Here is a 12146-nt window from a genome sequence, read left to right on the forward strand (position 1 = left end):
GCTGCCTTCCTAGCGGCTGCTCCGGCCCGAGGCGTTGGCAGGGGAGAAGACCTCTTCCACCTTGTTGCGCAGGTTCTCGCCCTTCTTCGTGGCAACGTCGTTCAGCTCCTGGGCGAAGCGCTGCAGGTCTTCGCGGAGGCGGGTGGCGAGCTCATCGGTTCCGGAAGCAAGCATGCGGACAGCCAGCAGGCCGGCGTTGCGTGCTCCGGCAATCGAGACCGTGGCCACCGGTACGCCGGCGGGCATCTGGACGATCGACAACAGCGAGTCCATGCCATCGAGCGTCTTCAGCGGAACGGGGACGCCGATCACGGGAAGAGGGGTTACCGATGCCAGCATGCCGGGCAGGTGCGCGGCTCCGCCGGCACCGGCGATGATCACGCGCAGGCCGCGCTCATGCGCTGTCTGCCCATACCGGATCATCTCCGTGGGCATGCGGTGCGCGGAGACAACATCTGCTTCGAACGGAATGCCGAACTCGGCCAGGGCGTCGGCCGCGGCTTCCATAACGGGCCAGTCCGAGTCCGAGCCCATGACGAGCCCTACGAGGGGGGCTGGAGCTGCTGACGTCATTCGGTCTCCTCGAGGGTTGTCGATGCCGGTCCGCGGCCGTCGCGGATGATGTTTGCCACGGCGGTTGCGCGTTGGCGGACGGAGTCTGCATCCGATGCTGCGGAGCCAACAAGGTTGACGTGCCCGATCTTGCGTCCCGGGCGCACGGATTTCCCGTAGCAGTGGACCTTGGCTGCAGGTTCGTACGCCAGGGCCAGGGGGAAAGCGCTGAAAAGATCCTGGTTGTCGCCGCCAAGGAAGTTCTTCATGACCGTCACGGGCGCCAACGCGTCCGTGGCTCCCAGGGGCAGGTCCAGGACCGCGCGCAGGTGCTGTTCGAACTGGCTGGTGATGGCACCGTCCTGGGTCCAGTGGCCGGTGTTGTGCGGGCGCATGGCGAGTTCGTTGATCAGGAAGCCTGCGCCGACCCCGGGTGTTTCGAACAGCTCTGCTGCCATGACACCGGTGACGCCGAGCTCGTTGGCGATCCTCAACGCGGCTTCCTCTGCAGCCGCGGCGACCTCCACCGGGATGTTCTGGGCCGGAGCGATGACCTCATCGCAGACACCGTCCACCTGGATGGTGTGCACCACCGGCCAGGCGCGGGACTCGCCACCTGGCGTGCGTGCAACCAGGGCCGAGAGTTCACGGCTGAAGTCCACCTTGGCTTCTGCGAGCAGGGGGCTCATGGACTGGAACCAGTCCGCAGTGCCGGCCGCCTCATCGGCGGAATCTACAATCCTGACGCCCTTGCCGTCGTATCCGCCGCGAGGGGTCTTCAGGACAACGGGCCAGCCGATCTTGTCGCCGAACTCCACAAGGTCTTCCACGGTGCCGACCGCAGACCATTCGGGGTTGGGCAGGCCCAAACGGTCAATCGCTGCCCGCATGACCAGCTTGTCCTGGGCGTTCACCAGGGCATCCGGACCGGGCTGCACGTTGACGCCGGCGTCCAGGAGGGCACGCAAGTGGTCCGTGGGGACGTGCTCGTGGTCGAAAGTCAGGACGTCCACGCCTTTGGCGAACTCCAACAGGGTATCCAGGTCCTTGTAATCTCCGACCGGCGCGGTTGCCACGGCGGGGACGGCTGATACGTCCTCACCCTCGGCAAGTACACGCAGTTCGAAGCCCAAAGCGGTAGCGGGCGGGGCCATCATGCGGGCGAGCTGGCCGCCGCCAACAACGCCGATTACTGGAAAAGTCACAAGGTTCAGCCTACCGAACCGGCGGCTGGATCACTTATTCTGCCGCCCTCCCGGGCAATTTTCGAGGCTGTATTAAATGCCGCCGGGCCTGCTTTCCGGGCGTTCTCCCAGCCTTGTCCCGGGCAACGTTTGGAAATGGGCGCTAAAATGGACGTGGCCCACTGGCCCATCTTTACAACGGCCTGGAGGGTCATGATCACCACACTTGCAGATCGCATCCGCGGACTTGCCTCGCTTTTTTGGCGTGAGGTAGCCAAGTTCGGCGCCGTGGGCGGTGTTGCCTTCGTCATCGACTCCGCTGTCTTCATCTGGCTTTTTTCCGGGCCGATGCATGGCAGCGAAGTGTGGGCCAAGGCCATTGCCACCATCGTGGCCAGTATTTTCTCGTGGGTGGCCAACCGGTTCTGGACGTTCCGCCACCGCAAGCAGGCCAACGTGGTCCGCGAAGCCGTGCTGTTCGCCATCATGAACTTCGTGGGCCTGCTCATTGCCTCAGGTTGCGTCTGGGTGGCCAAGTACATCCTTGAACTCAACGACAAATTCTCGCTGTTCATCGCAGGCAGCGTGGTCGGCCTGATCCTCGGCACCATCTTCCGTTTCTTCGCCTACCGTTTCTGGGTCTTCAACGAAGAACTGGATGCAGAGCCCGCGTACTCGCACGACCACGAGATAATCGACCTGCACCACAAGCCCCGGGCGGGCGCTGTCGATACCGTCGCTGCCGCACCGCACACCGGGGAACTGCCTTCGGTCAAGAACGGCTGACGCGCTCGTTCTCCAGAAGGTGTTCAGTCACCGGAACGTCCGGATGGACCAGCACCACTGACCCGTCCTGTTTCCATGCGCCCAAAGCGGCGGCCAATCCTGCTTCCAGTCCTTCGGACGCCTTCACCAGCAGTCGTACGCCGGTGTCCTGGGCGGTGGCGAAGCCGTCGAGCAGTTCCTCGTGACGGTGCGCCGCGCCGCTTCGGACGGCTCCGCGCCCGGTTTCCGGCTCGTTATGGGCCATGAACACGTCGCCGTGGGAGCGTACTTCCGCTGCGTAGTCCACGACGCCGGCCGGCAGTTCGCCGGGCCAGCGCATGGCCAGTGCCGCCAGTGGCACGGCGACCACCGCGTCGTAGCGGCCTCCGGCACCGCCGTCGGGAGTGTCAGTGACCAACAGGTCCGCAGCGGTATCGTCGAAAACCACCTCCATGCCCAACTGCCAGGCAGCCAGCGCCCAGACGAACGATTTCCAATGCGCGGGCAGGTCCAGCCTCACGGATGTTCCTGGTTCGGCATCGAGTTCGTCCTGCAGCAGGTTGCTGGTTTTTGCCACCCAGTTGTCCAGGACACGTCCGGATAGCTCCACGCGCTCGGAATCCGGTCCGTACCAGGTCAGCCGTGGTGACGTTGAATGTCCGGAACGAAGGGCGGTCATCAGGTCTGCTGCCGGGATGCTCATGGGTCCATCTTGGCACGGAGCGGCTGGCCGGGACCCGCGCTTCTGTGAGATGCCGCACATAAGGTTCCGACGTGAAGGCCCGCGGACAGGGTAGTGAACGTCCACAGCGCCGGAAATTCAGCGAATGTTCAGCCAAGTGGCGTAAGGCTTCCGTTTTTCGCAGCGACGCGCCCGGCGGCACGCCGAAAATTGTTGGGCGTGGCGCATCCCACGTTTCTACAAAACCTTGATTATTATCCCGGCGCGGCTTGACTGGCGGGTAGTTACACACGTGTAATTAGTAATCAACGCCGCTGCATAGAGGACCGGAACACCGCCGGGAATCTGAAAGACATTCAGGCAGCAGCTGCAAACTCAGGAGGGACGCCATGGGGCAAGCGTTGCGTATCCAGGAAGATGCAGTCGTCGCAGAACACGCGTCGGTCAAGTACCGATCGCGGGAGGTGCCGGGGGATTGGTATGTGGACCCGGCGGATCCGGAAGCGGCAGAAAAATACAACCAGAACGTGCAGCAGTCGCTGGAGGACCAGGCAACTGCCCTTCTGGCCGCACATGAGGCTTTGATCGGGGATTTGCCCGATGGCGGTGACGAGGATCTCGACGATCCTCCCATGGAGCTGCACCGGCCGCTCGAAAACCCGGGGCAGCCGGTCTGGATCGGGCTCCCCACGCAGGACGGCTTCGATGACGAAGGCGAGCTGGGATGGCAGACCGACGCACTGTGTGCCCAGACTGATCCGGAGGCTTTCTTCCCGGAGAAGGGCGGTTCCACGAGGGACGCCAAGAAGGTCTGCGGGGCATGCAACGTCCGGTCGCAGTGCCTTGAGTATGCTCTCGCGAATGATGAGCGGTTCGGTATTTGGGGCGGCCTCTCTGAGCGTGAGCGCCGTCGGCTGAGGAAGCGAGCGGTCTGATTCTTAAGGAAGTACACGTCACCGCCGTTGTGGTTGCGCACAACGGCGGCGACTATCTCCCCAGGACCTTGGCGGCTCTGTCGAACCAGACGCGTTCGGCAGATGCCGCCATTGGCGTTGATACAGGATCCTCCGACAACTCCCCGGAACTGCTCCGTGAAGCGCTGGGCGCCGGCAACGTCACTGTCTTCGCGCATCCCAAAACCGGGTTCGGCGCCGCAGTCCAGGCCGGGCTGCGGGAGTTGGCGCCCGCAGGCGATCCGCGCCCGGAGACCGTGGAATGGATCTGGCTGCTTCACGACGACGCCGCACCGGCGCCCGACGCTTTGGCCGAACTGCTGCACGCCGTGGAGCGCACCACATCCGTCACTGTGGCCGGTTGCAAGCAGCTTGGCTGGGACAACGAGCGCCACCTGGTGGACGTTGGCTTGTCCACCAGCCGATGGGCTGAACGGCTCACCCTGATTGATGCAGACGAGGTCGACCAAGGGCAGTATGACGCCCGTACGGACACCTTCGCCGTGAACTCAGCCGGTATGCTGGTGCGCCGCGATGTCTGGGAGCACCTGCAGGGGTTCGACCCGGCCTTGCCCGGCAGCGGTGACGACGTCGATTTCTGCTGGCGCAACTGGCTTGCCGGCAACCGTGTTGTGGTGGTTCCCAACGCACGGATGTTCCATGTGGAGAACCGGCCGCACGGGCTGGGCACCCCATCGGCCGCCCGTAAAGCCCAGATCCATATGCGGCTCAAGCACACGCAGTGGTGGAAGGTCCCATTCCAAGGTGTCGGAGCCGCGCTCGGTGCTTTGATCCGGTTGCTGCTCAGCATCCTCGTAAAGGAACCCGGTTACGGTTTCTCGCAATTCACAGCCACCATCGCAGCTTTGTCGCGTCCCGCGGCCATCGCCCGTGGCCGGCGTACGGCCGCACGTACCCGTGCGGTTCCGCGTTCCCAGGTCCGTGGGCTGCAGAAGCCGTCCCGGGAGGTTCGGGCGAACCGCCGGTCCTTGCTGGAAGCCATCCGTCCCGGCGAGGACAGCCCGGCCGTCACGGACCTCTTGGCGCCGGAACCCAGTGGCGACGCCGCAGACGATTTCGCGGCGCTGGCAACCAACGAACGCGGATGGGTGGGAACCGGCGCGGTAACGGCGGCCGTGATCGCCCTCGCCGCAGCCTTGGTGGGATTCCTGGGCCTCCTGCGCTCCCAGGCCGCTGCCGGCGGTGCCCTCCTTCCCGTGTCAGCTGCTCCGGGTGATATCTGGGCCAACGCGTCTACCTGGTGGATCCCCCTGGGAGCAGGACTTCCCGGTCACGGTGATCCCTTCGGCTACGTCCTGTGGGTCCTGTCGATTCTTGGTGCTGGAGACGGCAACGCCGCCATCATCTGGCTCCTTGTCCTGGCCATGCCGCTGTCAGCCGTGGCGGCGTGGTTTGCCGCCGGGGCCCTGACCACCAAACGCCGCTACCGGACTGTTGCTGCACTTGTCTGGGCGGGCGCACCTGCCCTGCTGGCGGCCCTCAATGAAGGCCGCCTTGGTGCGCTGATCGCGCACCTTCTCATGCCGCTGCTGCTGCTGGCGCTGATGCGTGCCTCCGGCTCGGGGATAGTGCAGCCGAGGTCGGCAGCGACGTCCGGGGTCACGGCCGGTCGCCGGCCCCAGCCGCTCCGGGGCAAGCCGGGAGTGAATGGAACACCGTCATGGACTGCTGCCGCTGCTGCTGGCCTGGCCATGGCCGCGATCACGGCGTCGGCTCCGTCCTTGCTGGGCCCGATCACGGTAGCGATTGTGCTGGCAGCCGTGGTCCTCGGCCACCGCGGCAGGACACTGTGGTGGTCCCTCCTTCCCAGCCTCGCGTTGTTTGTTCCTTATGTTGTGTCCGTGCTGGACCGACCGCGGTCCCTGCTTTCAGATCCAGGTCTTCCGCTCACCTTCGAGGCCGCTCCGCTGTGGCAGCAGGTCTTGGGCCAGCCTCTGGCATTTGAGTCCGACGGCGGCTTGACCGGCTTGGGTGCCTTGGGACCCGGCGCTGTGCCATGGGCGCTGATCCTTGCGATCCTGGTTGGTGCGCCGGTGGTCCTGCTCGCTGTGGCTGCATTGTTCGTTCCGGGCAAGCGGGCCCCGCTGGTCAGGGTGTTCTGGCTCGTGGCCCTGGGCACCCTGGCCAGCAACTGGCTGGTCGGCCACGTTGCCACCGGGGTCAACAACGATGTCATTGTGGGACCCTTTACGGGCCCGGCAGTCTCTGTGGCCATGATGATGTTCCTGGGGGCCGCCCTCCTCGGGGCAGAGAAGATCTTTGCCGGTGCTGCGGGAAGGAACAACGACGGCGCTCGTTGGCGCTTGCCTCTGCGGCGTGCGGCCTCCGGAGCGGTGGTCATGGTCCTTATAGCGGGACCGCTCGCGGCGATGACCGCATGGGCGAGCAATAACATAGCCGAGCGCCCGGTCACCGGCTCCCAGCCAGCCGCGCAAGGGGGAGCTTCCGATAACCCGGATACGCCGCCGGGATCCCTCGGCGCGGCCCGCTTGGTGTGGCCGGTGGAGAGCAGCACCCTGCCTGCCACCGCCGTCGACCGCGGGACGGGGCCGGAGCGGACGCGGACCCTGGTGATCACCAGTGGTGAGCAGGGGGCATACACCTCCTCGCTGATGCGGGACGCTGGAACCACACTGGACACCTTGTCCACCATTGCATCTGCCCGGACGATCATGGGCGCTCCGGGCCGTGAGGAAATCACCACCGACGACGCCGCGACCTCCTCCATGCGACGAGCCGTTGCCACGATCGTGGCGAGCAGCGACGTCGATCCCCGTGCCGACCTGGAACAGCTGGGCGTCGGCTTCGTGGTGCTCAAGGCAGCCGACAACGCAGCACAGCTCACCGCGAGCAGGATTGACGCCGTCCCTGGCCTGGTGGCCGTCGGCCAGACGAATGCGGGCTGGCTGTGGCGGGTCACACCGCGCGGGGAGTCATCCGGTGCAGCCGCGGACACCGCGTACCGCGCCAGGATCGTGGATGCGGAGGGTGCTGTCATCGGAACGCTCCCCTCGGAGGAGATTACGGTGGAAGCCGACCTTGCTCCCGGCGCGGAAGGCCGGCGGGTGGTCTTGGCTGAGCGGGCAGACCCGGGCTGGACCGCGACCCTGGATGGCCGCGGGCTGAAGCCGGCAACAGTGGGCTGGTCGCAGGCTTTTGAACTTCCCGCAGGAGGCGGAGAGTTGGAAATCCGGTACACGAGTCCCTGGGCGCCGTGGCTGGAAATCCTGCAGGCCGCCGTCTTCGGACTCACCGCGTTGCTGGCCGTACCCATGCCGGCGCGTCGTTCCCGAACGGGCATGTCGAGGGATGAAGTGTCCCTCCGTAAGGAGTACAGCAGTGTCTGACGACCCCCGGAAGACGGTCGGCCAAACCCCCACGCCGGATGACGGGCGGCCCGTAAAGGCCGCTCGGCCCGAAGACGCCCGGCAAAAGCGCGCCCGCGGTTCCAGCGAAACCCGGCCGGAGTCCCGGAACGGCAGCAGAAGCGGCCGCGGCTCCCGAACGGGAGTGGTGACAGGCGTGTTGTCCGCAGTAGTGATCCTTGCTGCCGGGGGTGGTGCGGTGGCCGCCGCCACCATGGTTCCCCAGCCTTCCGGTGGCACCGCCACGGACATCAGGCAAGCCGATGTCCCTGCTGGCCGCTCGCTGGGGGTCTGCCCGGAACCGGCACGCCTGGTCAGCGGAACCGTGGTGGGCACGGACGCCGATTTCAGCCCTGTCTCCACCACGGCAACCAGTGCACTCAATGCCGTAGTGCTCAGCAACCCCGCCGGTACTGTCCCGGGTACCAAGGTGACGTCGCTTGCCGGAGACCAGGTTGCCGAGATCGCCAAGGCACCCACCAGCACTCCTTCGCCTACGGCCGGCCCTCCGGTCCTCGCTGCCGGTACGGCGTCCATCAGCCCTGTCACGGCCCCGGTCGTGGTGGGTGCGGACCCCATCGGCAACGAGCAGGCGTCCCTTGCGGCCAATCTCAGCTACTCCGCTACAGACGGTGACTTGCGCGGTTCGGCAGTTGCCCCGTGCCAGCAGCCCGGGAATGACTCGTGGCTGCTCGGAGCGAACACTTCCCTGGGCCGCACGGCCGTCCTGAACGTCAGCAACGCGTCCGAAACCCCGGCCACAGTCAGCCTGGACCTCTTCGGGTACCAGGGACAGATCCAGGCGCCCGGGGCGAGGGGCCTCCTCGTAGCCCCGGGCACCACGCGCTCGGTGAACCTCGCCGGACTCGCCCCGGGCGAGGCCCAACTGGCCGTTCGCGTGCGCAGCACCGGTGGACCGGTGGCTGCCACGGTCCAGCAGAGCGTCCTGCGGGGCCTGGTTCCGGGCGGGGTTGAATTTCTGGCACCGGGAAACGGGCCCGCCAATCTCCAGGTGATGGCCGGCGTCGACATCCAGGACCCGGCAGCGCTGAAGGCGCTCAGCGGGAAGGCCGGATTCCCGGACGCCGTGCCCGCGCTCCAGATTGCCGTGCCGGGAACGGCTGACGCTGTGGTGCAGGTCCGGTTGTATGGAGCCAACGGCGAACGCAAGCTCCCCAGTGGGGGAGTTGTGACGGTGAAGGGCGGAACGGTGGCTACCCTCAACCTCGATGGCGTCCCGGCCGGAAGCTACACGGTGGCGGCGAGTTCGGATGTTTCCTTCGTGGCCTCCGCCAGGGTCGCCCGCGGCTCCAACGCTGAGGAGGCTACGGACTTCGCATGGTCGCCGTCGTCCTCGCGGCTCGGCAGCCAGCACCTGGTGGCCGTGCCCCGGGACGGCCAGCGCTTCCTGGCTTTCGGAGTGCCCGAAGGCCGCGCAACCGTGAGCTACGCACCCGTGACGGACGACGGTGCAGTAGGCAAGGCAGTCGATGTGGACATCTCGGGCGGTACGACGTCCATGATCGAGTTGCCGGCGAAATCCGGTGAAGCTGTTGTCGCCGGGTATGTGGTCTCCGCCTCGGGCGACCCTGTGTACGGGGCGCTTTTCCTGGGCAAGCAAGGACGCAACGACGTTTCGGTGGTGGCTATCCAGGATGCCGCCGCAGGACTGGAGAAGGTCCCGGTGTCGGTGGGCTACTGAGCCTGCGGGCCGGCTGTTCCGCCGTTGTTATTGATAACGACGGCGGTACACAGGGTCCAGCGTTTCCGGCGGTACCCCGAGCATCTCGGCCGTGTACTCCACCACGACGTCGTGGACCAGGTCCTGCAGCTCGTCGCGGGTTCCGGCCGTTTGCTCAACCACGCGGCGGTACACCGTGATCATGGGGGGCTCTCCGCGGCCTCCCGGCGTGTAGGCGCCCATCGGGGCCGCAGTTCCTGCTGAAACGAGCTGCTCGAGGTTGGGCGGAATCTCATCAACGGCGAACAATACGCCGTCCAACTGCTTGCCCCACATGTCCTGGAGGCGCTCGGCGGAGTCCAGGACCATGTCATCAAAGCGCTCGGCCCGTGTCCGGAAACCCGGAAGGCTCGGAAGCATCAGTTCTCCCCGCAATCCCCGGCCGTGACGGTTCCGCCGGCGCCGGCGGAAGCCCCGGGCCTCGGAGCGAACGAGTCCCTCTGCCTGATCGCCATTGGCGTCAGCCCACCGGACCTGGAAGCCGGGAACATGTGGCTGTGACTGCATATATCGACTTTAGTCCGGCGAATCGCCCAACGCGACACCATGGGTACTGCCGCGCCGTAGCGGCCAACGCCTGCGTCATGACACCGCGTCGCAGGGGGCCAATGCACGGTTCCGGTGTCCAATGGCGCTAATCTGGGATGTTGTGGGTGCTATTCGCCAGTGTTCAAGGTCAGCCTGCCGCCAGTCCGCGGTGGCAACTCTGACGTACGTGTATGCCGATTCCACGGCCGTTCTGGGACCCCTGGCCACCTACGCCGAGCCCCATGCCTATGACCTGTGCGCCCAGCACGCAGAAACACTGACCGTACCCAGGGGCTGGGAAGTCCTCCGGCTTGCCATGCCCGGGACGCCACCCCAACCAGGACCCGACGACTTGCTGGCCTTGGCCAACGCCGTCCGGGAAGCCGCATCGTCGGCGCCTGAAACGCCCATCCGCACCAGCCACCCGCCTGTTGAAGCGCCAGTGGCTGAAGGAACCCGCCGGGGCCACCTCCGTATCCTGCGCGAGCCGTCCTGACCTGCATGTATTACATCGCCGGCTCCGTGCGGCGTGATGGTGCGAGGTAGGCTGGAATCTGCAGATAAATCCGCCAGCGGCGCACAACGGCGCCACCCAGGGAGCATCATCCATGCCTAAGGTCAGTCCTGAACTCTTGTCCATCCTGCGCTGCCCCGTGACGGGTTCGCCGCTGGTCCAGGAGGGCGAGGAACTCGTGTCCACCACCGCCGCCAAGGATGGCAAGCCGGTCCGCTACGGAATCGAAGACGGAATTCCCCTGCTCCTGCCGCCGGAACTGCGCGCCGCGGCTGACGCTGCATCCGGCCCGCACGCCTGACTTTCCTCCACCAAAACCACACGGTACCCCTAAGGACTTCCATGACTTTCGACTACAAAGTGGCCGACATCAACCTTGCCGAGGCCGGCCGCCACCAGATCCGCCTCGCGGAGCATGAGATGCCCGGCTTGATGTCCCTGCGGGAGGAATTCGGCCCTTCGCAGCCGCTCGCGGGGGCACGTATCGCCGGTTCACTGCACATGACCGTGCAGACCGCGGTGCTGATTGAGACCCTCACGGCTTTGGGTGCCGAGGTCCGCTGGGCTTCCTGCAACATCTTCTCCACGCAGGACGAGGCCGCTGCCGCCGTCGTTGTTGGGAAGGGCACCCCCGCGGACCCGCAGGGTGTTCCCGTGTTCGCCTGGAAGGGCGAAACCCTGGAGGAATACTGGTGGACGGCCGAGCAGATCCTCACGTGGCCGGGCGCGGACAGCAACCCGGAACTGGGCCCCAACATGATCCTCGACGACGGTGGAGACGCGACGCTCCTGCTGCACAAGGGCGTGGAGTTCGAGGCTGCCGGCGCCGTTCCAGCCGCCACGGAGGATGACCCCGAGGAATACGCCATCATCCTGGGCGTTCTGCGCCGGACCCTCGCCGAAGATCCGCAGAAGTGGACCCGGACGGCGGCAAAAATCCAGGGCGTCACCGAGGAAACCACCACGGGTGTCCACCGGCTTTACCAGTTGGCTGAGCAGGGCATGCTGCTGTTCCCGGCCATCAATGTCAACGACTCCGTGACCAAGAGCAAGTTCGACAACAAGTATGGAATCCGCCACTCTTTGCCGGACGGCATCAACCGTGCCACCGATGTCCTCATGGGCGGCAAGGTCGCCGTCGTGTGTGGCTATGGCGACGTCGGCAAGGGCGCCGCGGAAGCGCTGCGGGGCCAGGGTTCCCGCGTGGTGGTCACCGAGATCGACCCCATCTGCGCATTGCAGGCCGCCATGGACGGCTACCAGGTTGCCAGGCTCGAATCCGTCCTGGCCCAGGGCGACATCTTCATCACCACCACCGGCAACAAGGACGTCATCCTGGCCGAGCACATGGTGGGCATGAAGAACAAGGCGATCGTGGGCAACATCGGCCACTTCGACAACGAGATCGACATTGCCGGCCTGGCGAAGGTTCCCGGCGTGAAGAAGGTCGAGATCAAGCCGCAGGTCCACGAATGGGTCTTCGACTCCGGGTCTGACAACGAACGCTCGATCATCGTCCTGTCCGAAGGTCGACTGCTGAACCTGGGCAACGCCACGGGCCACCCGTCCTTCGTGATGAGCAACTCGTTTGCAAACCAGACCATCGCGCAGATCGAACTCTGGACCAAAAAGGACCAGCCGGCCGGCGAACGTGAGTACGAAAAACAGGTGTACGTCCTCCCCAAGATCCTGGACGAGAAGGTCGCACGCCTCCACCTTGCCGCGCTGGGCGTCGAGTTGACCGAGCTGAGCAAGGAACAGGCTGAATACCTGGACCTGGACGTTGCAGGCCCGTACAAGCCGGAGCACTACCGCTACTAATAGCCTGAAACACCCGAAGG

11 protein-coding genes are annotated in these 12146 nt (G+C 65.7%); 7 read left to right on the forward strand and 4 right to left on the reverse strand.

Features of this window, described 5'->3' with window-relative positions; translation table 11 throughout:
* Nucleotides 1-9 precede the first annotated feature (9 nt).
* Nucleotides 10-573, reverse strand: a complete 564-nt coding sequence (gene purE, locus ACPFL9_RS06545) for a 5-(carboxyamino)imidazole ribonucleotide mutase (RefSeq protein ID WP_426006514.1) — start codon at nucleotides 571-573, stop codon at nucleotides 10-12.
* Entirely contained in the window at nucleotides 570-1709 is a 1140-nt protein-coding gene (locus ACPFL9_RS06550; RefSeq protein WP_426007504.1) for a 5-(carboxyamino)imidazole ribonucleotide synthase, read from the reverse strand. The genes purE and ACPFL9_RS06550 overlap by 4 nt, the downstream gene beginning before the upstream one ends.
* A 240-nt stretch (nucleotides 1710-1949) precedes the next feature.
* Here ACPFL9_RS06550 and ACPFL9_RS06555 point away from each other — a divergent pair, with 240 nt between their 5' ends.
* Nucleotides 1950-2522 carry a GtrA family protein gene (locus tag ACPFL9_RS06555; protein WP_426006516.1) on the forward strand — a complete coding sequence of 191 codons (573 nt, stop codon included), beginning with the start codon at nucleotides 1950-1952 and terminating at the stop codon, nucleotides 2520-2522.
* Here the strand turns inward: ACPFL9_RS06555 and ACPFL9_RS06560 are convergent.
* Nucleotides 2509-3204: a TIGR03089 family protein gene (locus ACPFL9_RS06560; RefSeq protein WP_426006518.1), complete on the reverse strand. Its 696-nt coding sequence runs from the start codon at nucleotides 3202-3204 to the stop codon at nucleotides 2509-2511. The two genes, ACPFL9_RS06555 and ACPFL9_RS06560, sit on opposite strands and share 14 nt — an antisense overlap.
* Before the next feature lie 368 nt (nucleotides 3205-3572).
* On the opposite strand from ACPFL9_RS06560, the gene ACPFL9_RS06565 reads away from it, so the two are divergent.
* From ACPFL9_RS06565 to ACPFL9_RS06575, 3 genes are read left to right on the forward strand one after another with little or no spacing between them, the layout of a single operon-like run.
* The gene (locus ACPFL9_RS06565; protein ID WP_426006520.1) at nucleotides 3573-4118 is read left to right on the forward strand and encodes a WhiB family transcriptional regulator; all 546 of its coding nucleotides are present in this window, start codon (nucleotides 3573-3575) and stop codon (nucleotides 4116-4118) included.
* Nucleotides 4119-4147: 29 nt separating this feature from the next.
* A complete protein-coding gene (locus tag ACPFL9_RS06570) occupies nucleotides 4148-7504 on the forward strand; it encodes a glycosyltransferase family 2 protein (RefSeq protein ID WP_426006522.1) in 3357 nt (1118 codons plus the stop codon).
* The gene (locus ACPFL9_RS06575; protein ID WP_426006524.1) at nucleotides 7467-9224 is read left to right on the forward strand and encodes a DUF5719 family protein; all 1758 of its coding nucleotides are present in this window, start codon (nucleotides 7467-7469) and stop codon (nucleotides 9222-9224) included. The genes ACPFL9_RS06570 and ACPFL9_RS06575 overlap by 38 nt, the downstream gene beginning before the upstream one ends.
* Before the next feature lie 27 nt (nucleotides 9225-9251).
* Here the strand turns inward: ACPFL9_RS06575 and ACPFL9_RS06580 are convergent, their stop codons facing one another.
* Complete coding sequence (locus ACPFL9_RS06580; protein ID WP_426006525.1) at nucleotides 9252-9770, reverse strand: metallopeptidase family protein; 519 nt, start codon at nucleotides 9768-9770, stop codon at nucleotides 9252-9254.
* Nucleotides 9771-9891: 121 nt separating this feature from the next.
* Here ACPFL9_RS06580 and ACPFL9_RS06585 point away from each other — a divergent pair, with 121 nt between their 5' ends.
* The 3 genes from ACPFL9_RS06585 (at nucleotide 9892) to ahcY (ending at nucleotide 12126) form a co-directional block, all read left to right on the forward strand.
* Nucleotides 9892-10287 carry a DUF3499 domain-containing protein gene (locus tag ACPFL9_RS06585; protein WP_426006527.1) on the forward strand — a complete coding sequence of 132 codons (396 nt, stop codon included), beginning with the start codon at nucleotides 9892-9894 and terminating at the stop codon, nucleotides 10285-10287.
* Nucleotides 10288-10399: 112 nt separating this feature from the next.
* A complete protein-coding gene (locus tag ACPFL9_RS06590) occupies nucleotides 10400-10606 on the forward strand; it encodes a Trm112 family protein (RefSeq protein ID WP_426006529.1) in 207 nt (68 codons plus the stop codon).
* A gap of 41 nt (nucleotides 10607-10647) precedes the next feature.
* Nucleotides 10648-12126: an adenosylhomocysteinase gene (gene ahcY / locus ACPFL9_RS06595; RefSeq protein WP_426006531.1), complete on the forward strand. Its 1479-nt coding sequence runs from the start codon at nucleotides 10648-10650 to the stop codon at nucleotides 12124-12126.
* Nucleotides 12127-12146: the final 20 nt, after the last annotated feature.

Source organism: Paenarthrobacter sp. NyZ202, from assembly GCF_049860755.1.
Lineage (GTDB): Bacteria > Actinomycetota > Actinomycetes > Actinomycetales > Micrococcaceae > Arthrobacter.

Coding starts and splice junctions, on each gene's coding strand:
- purE (WP_426006514.1), bottom strand. CDS start 573: ATGACGTCAGCAGCTCCAGCCCCCCTCGTAGGGCTCGTCATGGGCTCG.
- ACPFL9_RS06550 (WP_426007504.1), bottom strand. CDS start 1,709: ATGATGGCCCCGCCCGCTACCGCTTTGGGCTTCGAACTGCGTGTACTT.
- ACPFL9_RS06555 (WP_426006516.1), top strand. CDS start 1,950: ATGATCACCACACTTGCAGATCGCATCCGCGGACTTGCCTCGCTTTTT.
- ACPFL9_RS06560 (WP_426006518.1), bottom strand. CDS start 3,204: ATGAGCATCCCGGCAGCAGACCTGATGACCGCCCTTCGTTCCGGACAT.
- ACPFL9_RS06565 (WP_426006520.1), top strand. CDS start 3,573: ATGGGGCAAGCGTTGCGTATCCAGGAAGATGCAGTCGTCGCAGAACAC.
- ACPFL9_RS06575 (WP_426006524.1), top strand. CDS start 7,467: ATGAAGTGTCCCTCCGTAAGGAGTACAGCAGTGTCTGACGACCCCCGG.
- ACPFL9_RS06580 (WP_426006525.1), bottom strand. CDS start 9,770: ATGCAGTCACAGCCACATGTTCCCGGCTTCCAGGTCCGGTGGGCTGAC.
- ACPFL9_RS06585 (WP_426006527.1), top strand. CDS start 9,892: ATGGCGCTAATCTGGGATGTTGTGGGTGCTATTCGCCAGTGTTCAAGG.
- ACPFL9_RS06590 (WP_426006529.1), top strand. CDS start 10,400: ATGCCTAAGGTCAGTCCTGAACTCTTGTCCATCCTGCGCTGCCCCGTG.
- ahcY (WP_426006531.1), top strand. CDS start 10,648: ATGACTTTCGACTACAAAGTGGCCGACATCAACCTTGCCGAGGCCGGC.